We start from the raw sequence: 19,575 nt of genomic DNA, 5'->3' as shown, positions 1-19,575 counted from the left end.
GGTCGCGGTCACATGCGCGCGAAGCGGGCCCGAGCGATGCAGAAGACGCCGTACACCACGAAACCCGCTCCCACCGCTCCCAGGACGAGTCCACCGAGGGGCAGCTCGAGCAGGCTGTGCAGGGCGGCATCGAGCCCTGCGCCCTTCTCCGGGTCCTGGGTGACGGCAGCCACGACGAAGAGCACCCCGGTCACGGCCACCGCGACGCCCTTGCCGAAGTAGCCGATCACCCCCAGCGTCACGATGCCGCCGCGCGCGGCCCCCGACGGCAGATCGAGCAGCTTCTCGAAGCCGCGGGTGAATCCGCCCACGACGAATCCGACCCCGACTCCGACCACGGAGAGCCCGACCACGACGAGCAGTGCGACCCCTCCCGGTGCCGAGAGGAGGATCGCACTCAGGGTCTTCGAGGCCGTCTCCGAATCGGCGTTGCCGCCCACGGCGTAGATGAGCGCCATGCCGGCGACCACGAGGTAGGCGAGGGCGATGCCGAAGAGCTTGACGCGCTGACCCCACTTCTTGGTCTCGGCCGGATCGGCGGCGAGGAACGCGCTCGCGATCTGCCATACGGCCAGCGCGATCAGACCGGCCGCGACGAAGACGAGCAGCAGTCCTCCGACCGGGTTCTGGCGGATCTGCTCCATCGCACCGTCCTGGTCGGCGTCGCCCGAGGCGCCGGCGGCGATGGAGATCGCGATCGACCCGATGATGACGTGGATCAGGCCGAGGACGACGAATCCGGCACGGGCGATCCGCCGGAATGCGGAGGACCCTTTGGCGACGCGCGCCACGTGTTTGACCGTGCTCATCGTTGAAGCGTATCCGTCGTGCGGGAGGCCGCGGAGGGGCTTGCGTTCCCGGCTCCCACCGCTCAGACGCCCCGCGTCACCGGCTGCCGGAGGATCGTGCGCAGCTTCGCAGGGACGGTGCGACGCAGATCGCTCAGGTAGATCTCGTGGTGGCGTCCTCGCATCTGCAGACCGTTCTCGGGAATGAACCGGTAGTGGAGGTCGTCGAGCACCGGCCCCTCGTCGTCGAACGGACCCACATGCAGCGTCTGCACACAGGTCCCCTCCTCGAGCGTCTCGAGCCGCACCGCATCCAGCGCCGGGATCAGCTCCTTCTTCTTCGCAGCCTTCTGCGCCACGGATTCCACAGCGTGCGCGAACATCGACGCGGTGATGTGGTCGCCGACCATGATCATCGACGTCCACATCCATGCCGACTTGTCGCGCCGGGAGGTGAACGACTCCATATCTGGTGCATGCCAGAGCCCTTCGAGGGGCATCACCACGGTGTCGACGCCGAGCTCGCTCCGACTCGCGAACTTCAACGCGTACGCCACGGGGAACAGGGCAGACACCGCGTCCCTGTAGGCGGGCGAGGTGTTCGGATCCCCCGCACCGTCGATCATCAGGTACTGCAGGGGCGGCACCTCGACGATGCGGAACTCCCCCCGCTTCGCCCGATACGCGTCGAGTGTCTTCTTGGGGTCGATGGCCACCATGATGTGCCTCCCTGGTCCGTGCGCCCAGTGTCGCACGGGGGGCGGACATGGGGCGGCGAGGCGGGGGCGGGTGGTGCGCGGATGCCCACCCGCCCCCGGCCGAGCGTCAGCCGTGCTCGACCGGAAGCCAGAGCTCACACGACGCGGAGTCCCCTGAGAACTCGAGGTAGCGCACGATCGAGGGGCCGGGACGCAGCCGCCAGGGGTTCGACGGGAACCACTCGGTCGCTGTGGCGGCCCACAGATCCTGCAGCGTCTCGGGGAACGGGCCGCGGGCGGCGAAGACCGCCCAGGAGCCGGCTTCGAGATGGAGGGAGTCGAGGTCGTCCGGAACGGGAGTGGCGCTCTGCAGTGCGACGCCATGCAGATAGGTGAGCAGCGTGTCCTCCGGCGCGTCCGGTTCGATGTCAGCGGTGACGGCCAGGATCCCCGACGGCTCGGCGTCGCCGAAATCCTTAAGCCGCGCATGCTCCTGGGACGGGATCGCAGCGATGTGCGCCTGGATGTGCGGGTTGACGCCTTGGTGGATCAACGGGACCTCGGCGGCGTGGCCGACGAGGACGAGCGCGGGCTGGTGGGTGATGGTGACGTCCATGGGGATTCTCCCTTCGACGCTCAGGCGGAACCGGAGCGTGGGTTGAGTGCGGAGAGGACCCCCGTCACGGCGCGCATCGGCTGGACTGATGCCGTGCACCGCCCGGAACGCGCGTCCGAATGCCTCGACCGACCCGTACCCGTGGCGCACGGCCACGTCGAGCAGACTCGCGGCGCCCGCAGCGAGCTCCGCCCCGGCGAGGGTCATCCGACGACGACGCACGTATTCCGAGAACGGCATGCCCGCGAGTGCCGAGAACATCCGGCGCAGGTGATACTCAGTGGTCCCGTGCTCATGCGAGAACGAGGCCACGTCGATCTCCTGGCCCGGGTCTCCCGCGTCGACCAGGTCGATCAGTGCGTTCAGCGTGCCGATCATGAGGTCCTCCTTTCCTCACCATCGTCACCGTCGCGTACCCATCGCGACCCGACTTCTGCGGTCCGATGCGATCAGCGCACGCACTCGATCGGCGTCAGAGTTCGATCGCCGTCAGAGTTCGACGGGCGGCGCGGGCTCGGTCTCCGACTCCTCGGGATGGCGCGCGAGGTTCACGATCCCGGCGACCAGGCCGCCCCAGACCGTGACCATCGCGATGATCATCATGACGATCGCTGTCGTGGTCATGCGCCGGCTCCCTTCGTGGTCGTGTCGATCAGCGGGATCGCCGAGGTCTCCGCATCCGGTTCGTATTCTTCCTTCGAGAGGAACTCGTCGTACTCGGGATCGTCCTTCGCGTGCGAGCGCCCGCTCCACGGCAGTGCCGACAGGATCAGAGCCAGCACGACCAGCGCGATGACCATCCCCCAGCCGAAGATCGCGAGGAACCAGCCGGGGTAGCCGCTGTACGGCTCGGAGGTCTTGGCGATCAGTTCGCTGATGAAGAGGTATCCGAGCACCACCGGCGCGAGAACGCCGACGAGCACCTTCCAGATCGTCCCCACACGGAAGCTCGAGCGCCGGTTCAGGTGCTCCACCAGCACCGGCAGCTTGTGCAGCAGCCAGGCCACGATGATCACGGCCACCAGCGCGACCGCCATGATGCCGAAGGAGTTGACGAAGGCGTCCGCCGTATCGAGCACCGACAAGGCCGTCGTCGTGGAGAAGAGTGCCATCGAGATGATCGCCAGCGGGATCGCGACCGTGAGCGTGGTGCGCACCCGAGCCCAGCCGAGCTTGTCCTGCAGCGCGGCCACGATCACCTCGAGGATCGAGATCAGAGAGGTGACACCGGCGAACACCAGTGCCCCGAAGAACAGCACGCCGATGATCGACCCGCCCGTTGCCTGCGACACGATCGTCGGGAAGGCGATGAAGGCGAGTCCGATGCCGGAGGATGCGACGCCGGCGACCTCCGTGCCCTGCGCCTGCGCCATGAAGCCGAGAGCCGCGAAGACACCGATCCCGGCGAGGATCTCGAAGCCCGAGTTCGCGAACGCGACGACGAGTCCGGAGCCGGTGAGATCGGTCTTGCGCTTCAGGTAGGAGGAATAGGTCACCATGATGCCGAAGGCGACGGAGAGCGAGAAGAAGATGTGGCCGTAGGCGGATGCCCAGACCCCGGGATCGGCCAGAGCTTCCCAGTTCGGGGTGAAGAACGCGTTCAGGCCGTCCATCGCACCCGGGAGGAACAGGGACTGCACCACGAGGATCGCGAACATGATGGTGAGCAACGGCATCAGGATCATGTTCGCCCGGCCGATACCGCGCTTGACGCCCAGCGCCATGATGACGATCACGATCAGCCAGACCACGACGAGCGGGATGCCGACCTGCGGCACGAACTCGGTGGACACGCCCACCTCGGCGACGTCGGCCGAGCGCAGGAAGTCGATGAAGAAGAAGTCGTTCTCGTTGCCCGCACCCCAGGTGAGTTGGGCCGAGAACCAGGTGTACATGGCCGCCCAGGCGATGATCACCGCGTAGTAGACGGCGATGACGACGCAGATAAGCACCTGCCACCAGCCGAGGGGCTCGGCAGCACGGTGCATGCGGCGGAACGCCAGCGGTGCCGATCCGCGGAAACGGTGACCGATCGCGTAGTCGAAGAACAGCAGCGGGATGCCGGCCGTGAGCAGGGCGCACAGGTACGGGATCAGGAACGCACCGCCGCCGCCCTCGTAGGCGACGTAGGGGAACCGCCAGATGTTGCCGAGGCCGACCGCGGAGCCGATCGCCGAGAGGATGAACACGTTCCGCGAGCTGAACGCCTCGCGTTTGTGGGTCTGCGTCGTTGCGGTTGCCATGCGGGCGAGACTACCCGAGGGCAGGCCCGATTCGCACTCGACACCGGATTCCCCCGCGCAGGAACCAACGAGAAAACCCCCGCCTGAGCGGGGGTTCTTGTGCGGAGACGAGGGGATTTGAACCCCTGGTCCCCGTGAGGGGACTCCACCTTAGCAGGGTGGTGCACTCGGCCGGACTATGCGACGTCTCCAGGCATCCGACCCGAAAGCACGGATGCACCTAGCCATCATAACGGGTCAGACGAGCGGTGACGAACCAGCCCTCGGGACTCTCCTTCTGGCCGACGCGCAACCGGCCTGAGCGGGGAGGCGCACTCGCGCTGGGATACTGGCCGCACATCGTGGGCGCCCCGCGTCCACCGCGCGGAAGAGGACCGATCATGCCCCGGACAGACACCGTGAAGCCGGAGCACTCCGACACGCCCCCGCGTCGCCGGCGAGACGGCCAGGCCCGCGGATACGCCATCATCCTCGTCCTGCTCGTCGTCTCCTACGGCCTGTGCGCCGCGCAGCCGAGCACGGATCCGAGCCCCTGGGCCTTCCTCGCGATGCTGGCGACGATCGCGATGGTGTTCTACGTGACCAGGGCCCGAAACCTCGTCCAACGCGTGTCGTGGGTGGTGCTCTCGGTGGCCGGGGCCTCCGCCGTCGCCGCCGTCCTCTTCGGTGTCGAGGGTCCTCTGCTCGCGATCCCGCTGTCGACGGCGTCGATGATCGCCCTGCTGGTCGCTCCCTGGGCGATCATCGCGCACCAGGTCAACCGACGCGGCCTCGACCTGGAGGCCCTTCTGGCGGCGATCACCGCGTACATCCTGGTCGGGATGTTCTTCGCCTTCGTCTACAACCTGATCTCTCAGTTCTCACCCACCCCCATGTTCGGCGACGAGAATCTCGACTCGCTCGGCAACCAGCTGTTCTTCTCCTTCACGACGCTGACCACGACCGGATACGGCAACCTGGTGCCGGTCGGCGCCACCGGACAGGGGATCGCCATCGCCGAGGCCATCACCGGGCAGCTGTTCCTGATCACCGCGGTCGCGCGGATCATGCGGGGTGCCAGCGCGAAGCGCGCCGCGTCATCCGACGCCTGACCCTGCGGCCGCAGTCGAGGAGCGTCGCCGACATCTCCCCGGCCTCGCCCGAAAGGGGTGATGCCCTCCCCGTGATCCCCCCCGCGGACTGCGACGATGAGCAGTGCGACGCCGCCCGCATCCGGCCCGGGATCCTCCTCCGGCCCTCCGGCTCCCGCGCCGTCGACAGACGGGTGGGAGGTACGGCATGGGGGACATCGGAAGCGCCGAGGAGCGCGACGAGTTCGCGCCACCGGATGCGGTCGCGCCGGAGTTCGTCGCCAGGTGGAGCCGCGGTCGCGACGCCCGTGCTCGTGCCCCTCGCTCACACCAGGGCCCGTGGCGTCCGGGAGCGGACCGCCCCGACCCGGTCGCGCTGCTCGAGGGGCAGGCCACCACGCGGGATCTCGACATCGTGCCGTTGCGGTACGAGCGGATGTCGGCCTCGCCGTTCGCGTTCTACCGGGGGGCGGCTCTGCTGATGGCCGCCGACCTCGCCACCGCGCCGCACACCGGCATCACCGTGCAGCTGTGCGGTGACGCGCACCTGTCGAACTTCGGCCTGTTCGGCACTCCGGAGCGCCGGCTCATCTTCGACATGAACGACTTCGACGAGACATTCCCCGGCCCGTTCGAATGGGACGTGAAGCGCCTGGCGACGAGCTTCGCCGTGGCCGGCCGCCATCGTGGCTTCTCCGCGGACGAGGTGCGTGCGTGCGTCCGCGCGTCGGTCGTGGGCTACCGGAAGGCGATGCGGCGCGCGGCCGACTCCCCTGTCCTGGACGCCTGGTACGACCGTTTCGACGCCGAGAGCGCGCGCCGACGGATCCGCGCGGAACGAGATCGGCGACGTGCGGACGACGTGACGGTCGCTCGATTGGATGCGGTGGTGAAGAAGGCGCGCAAGCGGGACCGGATGCGATCGTTCGCGAAGCTCGTGCACGTCGTCGACGGACAGCTCCGGATCATCCCGAACCCGCCGCTGGTGACGCCCGTCGAGGACTTCCTGCCGGGGGCCGGCGCCGACTTCGACGAGGCCGCCCTGATGCGGAATCTCCTCTCCGAGTACCAGCACACATTGCCGGGCGAGCACCACCCGATCTCCGAGTACCGCTACCGCCACATGGCCCGGACGGTGGGAGGGATCGGCAGCGTCGGCACGAGGGCCTGGGTCGTGCTCCTCAGCGGGCGAGACGACCACGATCCTCTGCTTCTGCAGGCGAAGACCGCGCAGCCTTCCGTCCTCGAGCGCTACCTCGGTCCGGGAACGCACGACAACGAAGGAGAACGGGTGGTGCGCGGACAGCGACTCATGCAGGCGGCCAGCGACATCTTCCTCGGATGGCAGCGGGTGGCCGGCGCCGACGGCACGACCCGCGACTTCTACGTGCGCCAGCTGCACGACTGGAAAGGCGGGATCGATCCGGAGACGATGACTCCGCGCGGGGCGGCGCTGTATGCGCGCATCTGCGGCGAGACCCTCGCCCGAGGGCACGCCAGGAGCGGGGACCGCGTCGAGGTCGCCGGGTATCTCGGTCGCGGGCGGGCATTCGAGGAGGCCGTCTGCGTCTTCGCCGACACCTACGCCGATCAGAACGAGCGCGACTTCACGAGCTTCCGCGACGCGCTCACGGCGGGGAGGCTCCCCACGAGGGGAGCCGCTCCCTCGAAGGAGTCGCCATGAAGCGCTGGGGGGTCATCGCCGTCCTCGGATCCGCGCAGTTCGTGATGGTGCTCGACGGCACCGTGATGAACGTGTCGATCTCGACGGTGGTGTCCGACCTCGACACCACCGTCACCGCGATGCAGGGCGCCATCACCTTCTACACCCTCACGATGGCCGCGTTCATGCTGTTGGGCGCGAGGCTGGGCGACGTGTGGGGTCGTCGCAGGGCGTTCGTGATCGGGTCGTGCGTGTACGCGGCGGGCTCGCTGATCACTGCGTTGAGCCCGAACGTGCAGTTCCTCTTCCTCGGCTGGTCGATCGTCGAGGGGCTGGGTGCTGTGCTCGTCATCCCGGCCATCGCGGCGCTCGTCGCCGACAACTACCGGGGAAGCGAGCGCATCACGGCCTTCGCGATCATCGGCGCCGTGTCCGGAGCGGCCGTCGCAGCGGGACCCCTGATCGGAGGATTCGTCACGACGTACTTCGACTGGCGCTACGTGTTCGCCGCCGAGGTGCTCATCATGATCGGTGTGGTGCTGTGCGCCCGCATCGTCACGGATCCGACGCCACGGCAGAGCGTGCGCATCGATCTCCTCAGCGTCGCCCTGTCCTCGATCGGACTGGTCGCGGTGGTGTTCGGGATGCTGCAGAGCAAGACCTGGGGATGGGTGCTTCCGCTGAATCCGCCCACCATCGGCGACGTCGCCATCGCACCGCTCGGCATCTCCCCCGCCGCCTGGTTCATCGTGCTCGGCATCGTGCTCCTCGCACTCTTCTTCTCCCGCCAGCGTCTTCTCGAGAACCTGGGGCGCTCTCCGCTCATCCACGTGGGCATGTTCTCGATCACGTCGCTGCGCAGCGGGCTCTTCGTGCTCGGAGCGCAGTACACGGTGACGGCGGGGCTGTTCTTCATGGTGCCGGTCTATCTGCAGATGACCCTCGGCCTCGATGCGCTGGAGACCGGCGTCCGGATCTTCCCGCTCTCGATCGCCCTCGTGCTGTTCTCCATCGTCGGCACCCGGCTCTCGCGCGTGCTCTCGCCACGCATGATCGTGCGCATCGGGCAGGTGTCCCTCGTCGTGAGCGCCGTCATCCTGCTCGGCTCCGCGACGAGCGACCTGCGCAGCGTGTTCTTCGCGACCGGGATGTTCCTCGCCGGAGCAGCCCTCGGACTGCTCGCCTCGCAGCTGGGGAATGTCAACATGTCGAGCGTGACGGAGAAGGAGACGAGCGAGGTGGGCGGGCTCCAGGGCGTGTTCCAGAACCTCGGCTCGTCGCTGGGAACGGCGCTGATCGGCTCGATCCTCATCGGCGCCCTGTCGACCTCGTTCGCATCGGGAGTCGCGTCGAGCGCTCTCCCCGACGCCACGAAGACGACGGTGGCGAGCGCCACGCAGCAGGGCGTCGCGATCGTGCCGGCAGCGGACGTGGCCGCCATCGCGGAGAAGGCCGGTCTGAGCGACGCGGACGCCGACTCCCTCGCCACGATCTACCGCGACTCGCAGCTGTCTTCACTGCGCATCGCGTTCTTCGCGCTGATCCTCATCAGCCTCCTGTCGCTGTTCTTCTCGAAGGGGATACCCCGCACGAACGACGCCCACCTGCGACGCACCCCGACGACCGGGTGACCCCGGGGCGGCGCGGGAGTCGTGGGGCACGAGATCGTCCGACTCCATCGCCGTTGTCCTCGGGATCGGCGAGGATGAGGAGCATGACGATCGTCTCCGCGCCGCGCATCGAGCACCACCGGGATCCGCTCGGCATCGGCGAGAGCCGCCCCCGTCTGAGCTGGAGGCTCTCCGGCGCACCCGACGGTTGGCGCCAGGAGCGGTATGCGGTCACCGTGGTGCGCGAGGACGGCGAGGAGCGCGTCGAGGTGAAGTCCGCCGCCCAGGTCCTGGTCCCCTGGCCGGGCCGGGCGCTCGGTTCGCGAGAGCGCGTCCGTGTGCACGTCGCGGTGCAGGGCGTCGACGGCAGCTGGTCGGACCGGAGCCCCGAGACCTGGCTGGAGACGGGGCTGCTGCATGCCGAAGACTGGTCGGCGCAGCCGGTCGGGCTCGATCTCGACGAGGATCCGGAGAGCGACGCCCGCCGCGCCACCCTGGTCCGGCGGAGCTTCCGCATCGACGGCACGATCGCCCGCGCCCGGCTCTACGCCACCGCGCACGGCCTGTACGAAGCCGAGATCAACGGCATCCGCGTCGGCTCCGACACGCTCTCACCGGGCTGGACGGTCTACCGCGAGCGTCTGCGGTACTACACCTACGACGTGACCGACCTGCTCGTCGACGGCGAGAACGCGCTCGGCGCCTGGCTCGGAGACGGCTGGTATCGCGGACGTCTCGGCTGGCGCGGCGGCCACCGCAACGTGTTCGGCGGCGACCTCTCCTTCCTCGGGCAGTTGGAGATCGTCTACGCCGACGGGCGGCGCGAGACGGTCGCGACCGACGGTTCGTGGAAGGCGGCGCTCTCCCCCATCCTGCGGTCCGGGATCTACGACGGTGAGGACTACGACGCGCGCCAGGAGATCCCCGGGTGGACGACGGCGTCGTTCGACGACGGCGGGTGGCTGCCGGTCGCCGTGCGCACGCGCGACCCGCGCACCCTCGTCGCCCCGACCGCCCCGCCCGTCCGGGTGACGCAGGAGGTCGCACCGATCGCCGTGCTCACCTCGCCCGGTGGTGCGCGCATCCTCGACTTCGGGCAGAACCTCGTCGGACGGGTGCGCATCCGCGTCGCCGGGCCCCGTGGCGCGACCGTCACACTGCGCACCGCGGAGGTGCTGCAGGAGGGCGAGATCTACACGCGCCCTCTGCGCAGCGCGCGCTCGAGCGACTCCTACACACTCGACGGACGTCCCGCGGGCGAGGAGTGGGAACCGCGCTTCACGTTCCACGGCTTCCGGTACGTCGAGGTCTCGGGGTGGCCGGGAGACCTCGATGCGGATGCCGCGGCCGGCGCCCTCATCGCGCGCGTGCTGCACACCGACCTGGAGCGCACCGGATGGTTCTCGTGCTCCGACCCTCTGGTCGAGCAGCTGCACCGCAACGTCGTCTGGGGCATGCGCGGGAACTTCGTCGACATCCCCACCGACTGTCCGCAGCGCGATGAGCGCGTGGGCTGGACCGGCGACGTGCAGGTGTTCGGGCCCACCGCCTCGACGCTGTACGACGTCTCCGGGATGCTGTCGGGGTGGCTCCGCGACGTCGAGGCCGACCAGCTGCCCGACGGCACGGTGCCCTGGTTCGTGCCGGTGATCCCTTCGCACAAGGTGTGGTCCCCGATCAGGGCGGGAGCCGCCTGGGGTGATGTCGCCACGCTGCTGCCCTGGACCCTCTACCAGCGCTTCGGTGATGACGGCGTACTGGCGACGCAGTTCGAGAGCGCACGCCGCTGGGTCGACAAGGTCGACTCCCTGGCCGGGCCCGACCGCCTGTGGAACGAGGGCTTCCAGCTCGGCGACTGGCTCGACCCCGCCGCTCCCCCACAGGATCCCGCCGATGCGCGCACCGATCGATATCTCGTGGCGACGGCCTACTTCGCGCGGTCGGCGCGAGCCGTCGCGGATATGGCTCGCGTGCTCGGGCGCACGGCCGACGTCGCGCACTACGAAAGCCTCGCCGCCGACGTCGCCGCCGCGTTCCGGGATGCGTATGTGCGCGCCGACGGCACGATGACCTCCGACGCACAGACCGCTTACGCCCTGGCGATCGTGTTCGACCTGCTCGCCGACGACAGGCGGCGTGCTGTGGCAGGCGCCCGCCTCGCCGATCTCGTGCGCGCCGCCGGCAATCGCATCGCGACCGGATTCGTGGGCACGCCGCTCGTCTGCGACGCGCTCACCATGACCGGGCACACCGATGCCGCCTACGATCTGCTTCTCGAGCAGGAGTGCCCGTCGTGGCTCTATCAGGTCGTGCAGGGCGCGACCACGGTCTGGGAGCGATGGGACGCGATGCTGCCGGATGGCACCGTGAACCCTGGAACCATGACGTCGTTCAACCACTACGCGCTGGGAGCGGTCGCCGACTGGCTGCACCGCAGCGTGGCCGGACTCGCCCCGGCGGAGCCCGGCTATCGTCGCATCCGCTTCGCCCCGCGGCCGGGCGGTGGTCTGACGCACGCGTCGGCGACGCAGCGCACACCCTACGGAGAGACCTCGATCTCCTGGCATGTCGAGCAGGATGAGCTGCGGGTCGAGGTCGTGGTGCCGGTCGGTGCCATCGCCGAACTCGATCTGCCCGGCGCGGCCCGTGAGGAGCTCGGGCACGGCGCGCACACGCGCGCCGTGCCCCTGAGTCCGTGACGGTGGTCGCGGCTCAACCGGCCGTGGAACCACCCGCGTTCGCCGCCGCGATCAGCTGCTCGATCTGCGCGAAGTCGACGGGAAGCCCGGGGAATCCGGCGAGGCGTCCGATCGGGAAGGACGCCATCATCTTCTGCATCGCCTCGTCGTTCGGCATCATCGATGCCGCGGCCGCGTCTCCGCCGAGCCCGCCCATCAGGCCGCCGAGCGCCTGCTGCACGATGGGTCCGGCGATCGGGTGTGTCATCAGATCCCCGACGGAGGAGTTCATGGTCAGCTCCTGGTGCACCGCGTCACCCGAGATCTCGACCGAGACACGGGAGCGGATGTCGCGGCTGGAGGCGGCGACCTCGACGGTGTACTCGCCGCCCTCGACGACCCAGCGGTCGACGCGGATGTCCCAGTAGGCGAGGTCCTCACGCCGCACGACGAGCTCGACGGAGCGGGTCTCACCCGCGGCCAGGGCGACCGAGGAGAATGCCTTGAGCTCGCGGGGCGCGCGCTGCACGATCGAGGTCGTCGGTGCGACGTAGACCTGCACGACTTCGCGGCCATCGCGGTCGCCGGAATTGGTGACGTCGAGGCGCACGACGATACCGCCGTCCACTCCGACCTCGGCCGTCGCACCGGTGTACTCGAACGTCGTGTACGAGAGTCCATGGCCGAACGGGAAGGTCACGTCGAGACCCTTCGCGTCGTACCAGCGGTAGCCGACCAGCAGGCCCTCGCCATAGCGCACGTGTCCGAACTCGCCGGGGAAGTTGCCGAAGGACGGGTTGTCCTCGAGCCGCACGGGCACCGTCTCGGTGAGCTTGCCCGAGGGGTTCACCGCACCGTAGAGCACATCGGCTACGGCGCCGCCACCGGCCTGGCCCAGCAGCCAGCTCTCGATGATCGCGGGCACGCGGTCGGCGAAGGGCAGTGCCACGACCCCGCCATTGGACAGGACGACCACGACGCGCGGGTTGACCTCGAGCACGGCATCGAGCACGGCCAGCTGCTCGGCAGGCAGGTCGATATGGTCGCGGTCGAAGCCCTCCGACTCCTCCGCAGCCGGCAGACCGAGGAACAGCACCGCCACGTCCGCCGTCCGGGCGACGCCGACGGCCTCGGCCCGCAGCTCCTCCGCGGTGCGACCGGATGCCTCGACGGCTCCGCCTTCGACCGCGAAGCCCGCGGCATAGCTGACGTTCTCGCCGCCCACGACACGCAGCTCGTCGAGCGCCTTGTCCACGCGGGTGGGGTTGATCAGCGACGAGCCGGCGCCCTGGAAACGCGGCTCGGTCGCGAAGGCACCGATCACGGCGACCTTCTGGTCTGCGGCGAGCGGCAGCAGCGCGCCGTCGTTCTTCAGCAGCACGATCGAGCGACCGGCGGCTTCCCGCGCGAGCGCGTGGTGCGCGTCGACGTCGAGCGGACCTGCGACGGCCGGACGCTCCCCCGCTTTGCGCACGAGGTCGATGGCACGGGCGGCAGCGGTGTCGAGCACGCTTTCGGGGAGGGTGCCCGCACGAACGGCCGCGACGAGCTGCGCGTCGGTCCGTCCACCCGAGGCCGGCATCTCCAGGTCGAGCCCTGCCGCGACGCCGACGACGCGATCGTTCACGGCTCCCCAGTCCGAGACCACTAGGCCGTCGAAGCCCCAGTCGTCGCGCAGCACGCTGGTGAGCAGCCACGGGTCCTCCGAGGTCCAGACCCCGTTGAGCTTGTTGTACGAGCACATGACGGTCCAGGGTGCCGCGTCCTTCACGACCCGCTCGAATCCGCGCAGGTAGATCTCGCGCAGCGGGCGCGGGTCCACATCCGAGCTCGCGCGCATGCGGTCGAACTCCTGGTTGTTGGCCGCGAAGTGCTTGAGCGAGGTGCCGACGCCCTTCGACTGGATGCCACGGACCGATGCGGCGCCGAGGATGCCGGACACGATCGGGTCCTCCGAGAAGTACTCGAAGTTGCGTCCGCACAGCGGTGAGCGCTTGATGTTGATGCCGGGGCCGAGCACGACAGCCACGTTCTCGATCGCGGCCTCCACCCCGATCGCGGCACCCACCCGTTCGATGATCTCCGGATCGAAGGACGAGCCGATGCCGACGGCGGGCGGGAAACAGGTGGCGGGGACGCTGCTGGCGAGACCGAGGTGATCGGTGCTGCCGGACTGCTTGCGCAGGCCGTGCGGACCGTCGGTCATCATCACCGACGGGATGCGCAGGCGGTCGATGGCCTTCGTGGTCCAGAAGTCCGCACCGCTGGTGAGCGAAGCCTTCTCCTCGAGGGTGAGGTCGGAAGCCGAGTTCTCGGTCATTGTGTCCCTTTCGCGCACGACGTCGATGTCCTGCGAAAACCATATGCCCTTCAGTATTAGATATCAAACGACATTCAGGATTAGGGTCGAGGCATGGCACGACGAGGTTCGTACGCGAAGGGCGTGGCGCGACGCGAGGAGATCCTCGAGAGCGCCCTCGACGTGATCGGGCGCAAGGGGTATCAGAACGCCTCGCTCAAGGAGATCGCCGAGGTCGTCGGAGTCACCCCCGCCGCACTGCTGCACTACTTCGGTTCGAAGGAAGAGCTCTTCACCGAAGTCCTTCGAAAGCGCGATGAGCACGACGGCCTCGATCCCTCAGGCCTCAGTGACGCCGAGGCTCGGACCGGGTTCATCGAGGTGATCCGCCACAACACCGAGGTCCCGGGGCTGGTCGCCCTGTTCTCACGCCTCTCGGTCGACGCCGCCGACCCCGAGCATCCGGCCCACGAGTACTTCCTCGACCGCAGCGCCCGCCTGCGCGAGTCGATCGCCGACAGCTTCGGCGCCGAAGAGCGGCGCTCCGCCCTCGATCCCGACACACTCGCTCGCGTGATCCAGGCAGCATCCGACGGTCTTCAGCTGCAGTGGATGATCGACCCGAGCGTCGACATGCCCGGCATCATGAGCGCTCTCATCGACGCACTCCATCCGCCCGCGCCACCCACCGACGACTAGACCGTCACCACATGTCGCGGCCGCATCGGTAAAGTCGGCCCATGGTCGATATCAGTCACGAAACCGCTGAGGCAACGAAACGACGACTACGAAGCGTGATAGCCGAAGCCGATCTTGTCGCCCTCGAGGGTGCATGGTCGTTCCAGGAATCACCGCTCGACCAGCCGCCGTCCCTCACGACCGACCTCCTCGCTGTCGTCAGGGACGAGGACACTTGGTCCTGGTTGGCGCGGTCGACGACCGAGACCGAACAGTTCGCGCTGTTCTCGTTTCACTTTCCGCCCCATCAGGACAACAGCGGATTCGTAGGTTGGCTCGCCAGCGAACTCAAGCAACGCCTCGGCACGGGAGTATTCGTGATCTGCGGTCAGAACTCCTCGCGAGGAGGCGTGTACGACTACTGGGGATGCCCGATCGCACTCCGAGCCCAAGCACGTCAGGTTCTCGACGAGCTCCGCACGCCGTAGATACGCGGAATCCCCGCACGGCACGAGCCGGTTCGCCAATACTGCACAGCCGCCGCGGTACGCGGGTCAGCGCAAGAACACGCAATCAGTTTGCGCGTGCACGCGGTGGGGGTCAGCGGACGTTGCCGTTGGAGCAGGTCTGCTGCGCGGCGGAGTTGCCCTTGATCGAATCGGGCAGAGCCACGACATTGTCGGGGGTTGCTGCCGGATCCGGAGTCGCCGCGGGGTCGGTCGCCGGCTCCTCGACGGGTGCCGTCGGCTCCTGCACGACCACGCCGTCGTTCTTATTGTTCTCGTGCGTAATCTGCAGCTGCGCGTTCGCCGCGAGCGCCTCCCAGAGCGCCGAGGCGGCGGTGTAGTTGGGGACGACCTTGTTCGGGTTGGCCGAGTCCGTGCCGTTCGGGTACTGCACGAAGACGATGTCCTCGAACGGGACCGACTTGACCGCGAGAGCGATCTGGACCAGCGTCATCGGGTTCGTGAGGGACTCGCTCGGCTCCAGGTTCTGGATCGCGGTGTTCGCGAGCTTCAGCATGACCGGGACGTTGCCGAGCACGTCGCCGCTGATCATCTTGCGGGCGAGGCTCGACATGTACTGCTGCTGGTTCCCGATGCGGCCGAGGTCGCTGCCGTCGCCCACTCCGTGACGTGTTCGCAGGAACTGCAGGGCCTGCAGCCCCTCGATCGTGTGCGTTCCTGCGGCCATGTCGAGGCCCGTGTAGCGGTCCTTGATCGGGTTGGCGAGGCAGACGTCGACGCCGCCGATCGCGTTGGTGATCTCGATCACACCACCGAAGGTGACGCCGGCCGCGAACTGGATCTCCTGGTCGGTGAGTTCGGAGATCGTCTTCACGACGCAGTTCAGGCCGCCGTCGGTGTACGCGGTGTTGAGCGGCTGCTTGCTCATCGCGGAAGTGGCGTTGCCGTTCTTGTCGGTGCAGGCCGGGATCGGGACCATCAGGTCGCGCGGGAAGCTGACGACCGTGATCCGGCGCGGCTCCTGCGAGACGTGCACCAGCAGGTTCACGTCGTTGAGCGAGCCCTCGGCATCCGCTCCGGAGCATCGCTCGCCGAAGAGGTCCTTGTACTTCTCTTCACAGGTGTCGACCCCGGTGAGCACCATGTTGAAGCCGCCCTCGTACTCGCCGATGTCCGGCGGGATCGGGTCCTGGCCCTCGATCTCGACCGCGTTCGCCGAGACGGTGCTCGAGAGGTCGTAGAAGACGTAGGCGCCGACGCCGAGCCCGCTCACCAGAACCACGGCGAGGCCGATCACGATGAACTTCAAGAGCTGGCCGACGGTGCCAGGAGTGCCCAGCTGACCGTGGCGCGCGATCGTGTGACGGCGTCGGGTGTTCTGGCTCACTCGGGTCCTTTCGGATTAAGCGCCGGTGCGGGGGCACCGTGCTCAAATGCGGAGGGTGTGGGATTCGAACCCACGAGACATCTCTGCCCACTGGTTTTCAAGACCAGCTCCATCGGCCGCTCGGACAACCCTCCCGACAGACGCTTCTGTCGACCAGGCGTGAGTCTAGCCGAGAACTATTCTCCTGCGCTGACCTGGGCGGGGGCTGGAAGCGTGTCGAGCGCTCGCGCCAGGCCGCCGTCGGCCACGTCTGCGGTGACCTCGCCGGCGGCTTCCTTCACCACGTCGGGCGCCTGCCCCATCGCGACGGCGCGGCCACCGAGCGAGCGAGCCCAGCCGAACATCCCGATGTCGTTGCGTCCGTCGCCGGCGACGAGGATGCGTCCCTCGTCGAGGCCCAGCTCGGTGCGCACCTGCTCCAGAGCGGTTCCCTTGTCCACGCCCTGCGGCGCGATGTCCAGCCACGCCGTCCAGCCGATCGCGTACGACACCTCGTTGAGACCGGCGTCCGCCACCAGGCGGTGGAAGTCGTCTTCGTCATGGCCGGGAGAGACGACGACGATGCGCGAGACGGGGAGTTCCCCGAGCTCGTCGAAGTCGACCTGGCGCCCGCCGTCGAGTGTCCAGTCATCGAGCTGCTCGGTGAACAACCGCTGCCCGGAGGCGAGTTCGACCATGTATCTGGCCTCGGGGAGACGCTCTCGCAGCAGGCCGAGGACCGGAGTGGGATCGAACGTCTCCACGTTCCAGCGCTCCCAGTCGTCGCCCGAGCGGCGCATCGTCACCGCGCCGTTGGAGCACACCACGTAGTCCGCGGTCAATCCGAGTTCCTCGACGTATCGTCGGGTCGCCATCCAGCTGCGACCGGTCGCGATGGTGACCATGTGCCCGCCGTCGCGAAGCCGGGCGATCGCTTCCGGAACACCGGGGCTCATCGTCTCGTCCTGCAGCAGGATGGTCCCGTCGACGTCGAGGCCGACCAGCCAGGGGCCCGTCATCGAGCGGCCCGCCCATCGACGAGGGGCTGGATCACGTCGAGGCCGCCGAGGTAGGGGCGCAGGACCTCGGGCACGCGCACGGATCCATCGGCCTGCTGGTGCGTCTCGAGCAGGGCGACGATCCAGCGTGTCGTGGCGAGCGTGCCGTTCAGCGTGGCGACGTGCTGCGTCTTCGCTGCTCCCTGCGTCGCTCCATCCGCCGCATCGACGAGAGGGCGATGACGCACGTCCAGGCGGCGCGCCTGGAAGGTCGTGCAGTTCGACGTCGAGGTGAGCTCGCGGAAGGCGCCCTGCGTCGGCACCCACGCCTCGATGTCGTACTTGCGAGCGGCGCTGGAGCCGAGGTCTCCCGCTGCCACATCGATCACGCGGTAGGCGAGACCGAGCGAGGTCAGCATCTCCTCCTGCAGGGCCACGAGGCGCAGGTGCTCGGCTTCGGCCTCCTCCGCAGTCGTGTAGACGAACATCTCCAGCTTGTTGAACTGGTGCACCCGGATGATGCCGCGGGTGTCCTTGCCGTGCGAGCCGGCCTCGCGGCGATAGCAGGTCGACCAGCCGGCGTAGCGGAGGGCACCGTCTGCCAGGTCGACGATCTCGTCCTTGTGATACCCGGCGAGCGCGACCTCGCTGGTGCCGACCAGGTACAGATCGTCGTCCTTGTCGAGGTGGTAGACCTCATCGGCGTGCTCGCCGAGGAAGCCGGTGCCCTGCATGATCTCCGGGCGCACGAGCGTCGGGGTGATCAGGGGCACGAATCCGTTCTGGAGCGCCTTGTCGAGCGCGAGGTTCATCAGCGCGATCTCGAGACGTGCGCCGATGCCGCGCAGGAAGTAGAAGCGCGCGCCGGAGACCTTGGCACCGCGTTCCATGTCGATCGCTCCGAGGAGCTCGCCGAGCTCGAGGTGATCCTTCGGCTCGAAGTCGAACGCCGGGACGTCACCGACGCGGCGCAGTTCGACGAAATCGGCTTCGCCGCCGGCCGGCACGCCGTCGATCACCACGTTCTCGATCCGAGCCAGAGCGGCAGCCGCGGCGTCGGCGGCCTCGTTCGCCGCGTGCTGGGCCTGCTTGACGCGCTCGGCGAGGTCTTTCGCCTGCGCGACCAGCGCAGCCTTCTCGTCTTTCGGAGCCTTCGCGACGAGCTTGCCGAAGGCGTTCTGCTCGGCGCGCAGCTCCTCGAACGCGGAGAGCGCGGCCCTGCGCGATCGGTCGGCCTCGAGAGCGACGTCGACGGTGCTCTGGTCGTTTCCACGAGCAGCCTGCGAGCGGCGGACGATCTCCGGATTGTCGCGGAGGAGTGCGAGGTCGATCATCCACCAAGTCTACGGTGAACGCTCCGAGGTGCCGGATGTCACACTCTCGGGCCGGTGTCGTCTTCCTCTGCAGTGGTCGGCACCGCGTCGACCTGTGGAAAGGAATCCCATGAGCATCCGCGTCACCTCCCTCGACCAGCTGAACCTCGCCTTCGCCGATCGCTTCAACGCCCGCGACCTCGACGGGCTGATGGCGCTGAACACCCCGGACGTCGTCTTCGTGCCCGCACCGGGAGCGGCCGTGACGGGCACGGACGCGATCAGAGGGGCTCTCGAGCAGTTCCTCGGTCTGAACCTGCCGATCTCGATGACGGTCCGTCACGTCTTCGAGAGCGAGGGCACCGGACTCGCGGTCGCCGACTGGACGATCACCGGCACGGGTCCCGACGGATCCGCGATCGACCTCGCCGGCACGACGGCCGATGTCGCGGTGCACGACGACGAGCACGGCTGGCGCTACGTGATCGACAACCCCTTCGGCACGGCCTGAGGCGGCTCGGAGGCCCGGCCTTGTGCCCGGCCTCCGTCAGCCCTCGTCCATCCCGGCACGTCGGCACACCCGCAACGCTCTCCGGGCACGCGAGATGCGCTGCCGCGCGGCCGCGGGTTCGATTCCGAGCCGGATCGCCACCTCCTCCGTGGAGAGGCCGTCGACCACGGTGAGCAGCAAGGGCTCCCGGAGCGTCTCCGGGAGCGAGTGGAGGGCGGCGAGCGCGCCGTCGAGGAACACCCGGACCTCCACGGCGGACTCCACGCTCGCCCCCTCGCCCGCCACGTCATCCTCCAGGACGGCCTCCCGCCGCCGCGCACGTTGCCGCGCGAGATCGATGGCGACGTTCCTGGCGATGACATCGAGCCAGGCGCACATGCGCCCCGGTTGCGGGGTCTCCAGGTGCGAGACCGAGCGCCAAGCCCGCAGGAGCGCGGTCTGGGCCGCGTCCTCCGCGTCGGAGACAGGCACCCCCAGCGAGATGCTGCGCCGCCGAAGCCGGTCGGGCTCGGTCTCGATCAGCGCGGAGAGCACGGCCTGCGAGTCGCCATGGGAGACATCGCGCATTCGTTCGCTC

At 68.5% G+C, this 19,575-nt stretch carries 17 protein-coding genes and 2 tRNA genes; 7 read left to right on the top strand and 12 right to left on the bottom strand.

From position 1 onward, the window contains the following. Positions 1 to 8: 8 nt before the first annotated feature. The 6 genes from F6W70_RS12645 to F6W70_RS12620 all read right to left on the bottom strand — a co-directional run bounded on the left by F6W70_RS12645 (position 9) and on the right by F6W70_RS12620 (position 4,536). Positions 9 to 809, bottom strand: coding sequence for a DUF1206 domain-containing protein (locus F6W70_RS12645; RefSeq protein ID WP_151486910.1), 801 nt, complete (start codon positions 807 to 809; stop codon positions 9 to 11). Positions 810 to 871: 62 nt separating this feature from the next. After that, positions 872 to 1,507 (bottom strand): GyrI-like domain-containing protein, encoded by a 636-nt coding sequence (locus F6W70_RS12640; protein WP_151486909.1) that lies wholly within the window; start codon positions 1,505 to 1,507, stop codon positions 872 to 874. Positions 1,508 to 1,613: 106 nt separating this feature from the next. Beyond that, the gene (locus tag F6W70_RS12635; protein WP_151486908.1) at positions 1,614 to 2,480 is read right to left on the bottom strand and encodes an AraC family transcriptional regulator; all 867 of its coding nucleotides are present in this window, start codon (positions 2,478 to 2,480) and stop codon (positions 1,614 to 1,616) included. Between the two features lie 111 nt (positions 2,481 to 2,591). Beyond that, a complete protein-coding gene (locus F6W70_RS12630) occupies positions 2,592 to 2,726 on the bottom strand; it encodes a methionine/alanine import family NSS transporter small subunit (protein ID WP_082524373.1) in 135 nt (44 codons plus the stop codon). Continuing rightward, a complete protein-coding gene (locus F6W70_RS12625) occupies positions 2,723 to 4,345 on the bottom strand; it encodes a sodium-dependent transporter (protein WP_055869823.1) in 1,623 nt (540 codons plus the stop codon). Before F6W70_RS12625 ends, F6W70_RS12630 begins: the two co-directional genes overlap by 4 nt. A 102-nt stretch (positions 4,346 to 4,447) precedes the next feature. Beyond that, positions 4,448 to 4,536: transfer RNA gene (locus F6W70_RS12620), tRNA-Ser, on the bottom strand. Positions 4,537 to 4,725: 189 nt separating this feature from the next. Between F6W70_RS12620 and F6W70_RS12615 the strand changes: the two genes are divergently transcribed. The 4 genes from F6W70_RS12615 (at position 4,726) to F6W70_RS12600 (ending at position 11,387) form a co-directional block, all read left to right on the top strand. After that, a complete protein-coding gene (locus tag F6W70_RS12615; protein ID WP_055876881.1) occupies positions 4,726 to 5,436 on the top strand; it encodes an ion channel in 711 nt (236 codons plus the stop codon). A 187-nt stretch (positions 5,437 to 5,623) separates the two neighbouring features. Continuing rightward, positions 5,624 to 7,099, top strand: coding sequence for a DUF2252 domain-containing protein (locus F6W70_RS12610; RefSeq protein WP_151486907.1), 1,476 nt, complete (start codon positions 5,624 to 5,626; stop codon positions 7,097 to 7,099). Further along, positions 7,096 to 8,709 carry an MFS transporter gene (locus F6W70_RS12605; RefSeq protein WP_151486906.1) on the top strand — a complete coding sequence of 538 codons (1,614 nt, stop codon included), beginning with the start codon at positions 7,096 to 7,098 and terminating at the stop codon, positions 8,707 to 8,709. The genes F6W70_RS12610 and F6W70_RS12605 overlap by 4 nt, the downstream gene beginning before the upstream one ends. 83 nt (positions 8,710 to 8,792) lie before the next feature. After that, positions 8,793 to 11,387: a family 78 glycoside hydrolase catalytic domain gene (locus F6W70_RS12600; protein WP_151486905.1), complete on the top strand. Its 2,595-nt coding sequence runs from the start codon at positions 8,793 to 8,795 to the stop codon at positions 11,385 to 11,387. A 13-nt stretch (positions 11,388 to 11,400) separates the two neighbouring features. Here F6W70_RS12600 and F6W70_RS12595 read toward each other — a convergent pair whose 3' ends face one another. Then, entirely contained in the window at positions 11,401 to 13,686 is a 2,286-nt protein-coding gene (locus F6W70_RS12595) for a glycoside hydrolase family 3 C-terminal domain-containing protein (RefSeq protein ID WP_151486904.1), read from the bottom strand. A 93-nt stretch (positions 13,687 to 13,779) separates the two neighbouring features. On the opposite strand from F6W70_RS12595, the gene F6W70_RS12590 reads away from it, so the two are divergent. After that, positions 13,780 to 14,364 carry a TetR/AcrR family transcriptional regulator gene (locus tag F6W70_RS12590; protein ID WP_055869795.1) on the top strand — a complete coding sequence of 195 codons (585 nt, stop codon included), beginning with the start codon at positions 13,780 to 13,782 and terminating at the stop codon, positions 14,362 to 14,364. A gap of 41 nt (positions 14,365 to 14,405) precedes the next feature. Then, positions 14,406 to 14,831: a DUF6196 family protein gene (locus F6W70_RS12585; RefSeq protein WP_151486903.1), complete on the top strand. Its 426-nt coding sequence runs from the start codon at positions 14,406 to 14,408 to the stop codon at positions 14,829 to 14,831. Between the two features lie 112 nt (positions 14,832 to 14,943). On the opposite strand, the gene F6W70_RS12580 is transcribed toward F6W70_RS12585, so the two are convergent. The 4 genes from F6W70_RS12580 to serS form a co-directional block, all read right to left on the bottom strand. Further along, positions 14,944 to 16,197 (bottom strand): LCP family protein, encoded by a 1,254-nt coding sequence (locus F6W70_RS12580; RefSeq protein WP_151486902.1) that lies wholly within the window; start codon positions 16,195 to 16,197, stop codon positions 14,944 to 14,946. Positions 16,198 to 16,246: 49 nt separating this feature from the next. After that, positions 16,247 to 16,331 (bottom strand) — tRNA-Ser (locus F6W70_RS12575). A 42-nt stretch (positions 16,332 to 16,373) separates the two neighbouring features. Continuing rightward, positions 16,374 to 17,195, bottom strand: coding sequence for an HAD family hydrolase (locus F6W70_RS12570; protein WP_151486901.1), 822 nt, complete (start codon positions 17,193 to 17,195; stop codon positions 16,374 to 16,376). Next, the gene (serS, locus tag F6W70_RS12565; RefSeq protein WP_151486900.1) at positions 17,192 to 18,508 is read right to left on the bottom strand and encodes a serine--tRNA ligase; all 1,317 of its coding nucleotides are present in this window, start codon (positions 18,506 to 18,508) and stop codon (positions 17,192 to 17,194) included. Before serS ends, F6W70_RS12570 begins: the two co-directional genes overlap by 4 nt. A 109-nt stretch (positions 18,509 to 18,617) precedes the next feature. On the opposite strand from serS, the gene F6W70_RS12560 reads away from it, so the two are divergent. Continuing rightward, positions 18,618 to 18,998 (top strand): YybH family protein, encoded by a 381-nt coding sequence (locus F6W70_RS12560; protein ID WP_151486899.1) that lies wholly within the window; start codon positions 18,618 to 18,620, stop codon positions 18,996 to 18,998. Positions 18,999 to 19,034: 36 nt separating this feature from the next. Here F6W70_RS12560 and F6W70_RS12555 read toward each other — a convergent pair whose 3' ends face one another. Beyond that, positions 19,035 to 19,565 (bottom strand): RNA polymerase sigma factor, encoded by a 531-nt coding sequence (locus tag F6W70_RS12555; protein ID WP_151486898.1) that lies wholly within the window; start codon positions 19,563 to 19,565, stop codon positions 19,035 to 19,037. Between the last annotated feature and the right edge of the window lie 10 nt (positions 19,566 to 19,575).

It is taken from the genome of Microbacterium maritypicum, assembly GCF_008868125.1.
Taxonomy (GTDB): domain Bacteria; phylum Actinomycetota; class Actinomycetes; order Actinomycetales; family Microbacteriaceae; genus Microbacterium; species Microbacterium maritypicum.
The sequence above is the reverse complement of the archived record's forward strand: the minus strand, read 5'-3'. Positions and strand labels throughout refer to the sequence as shown.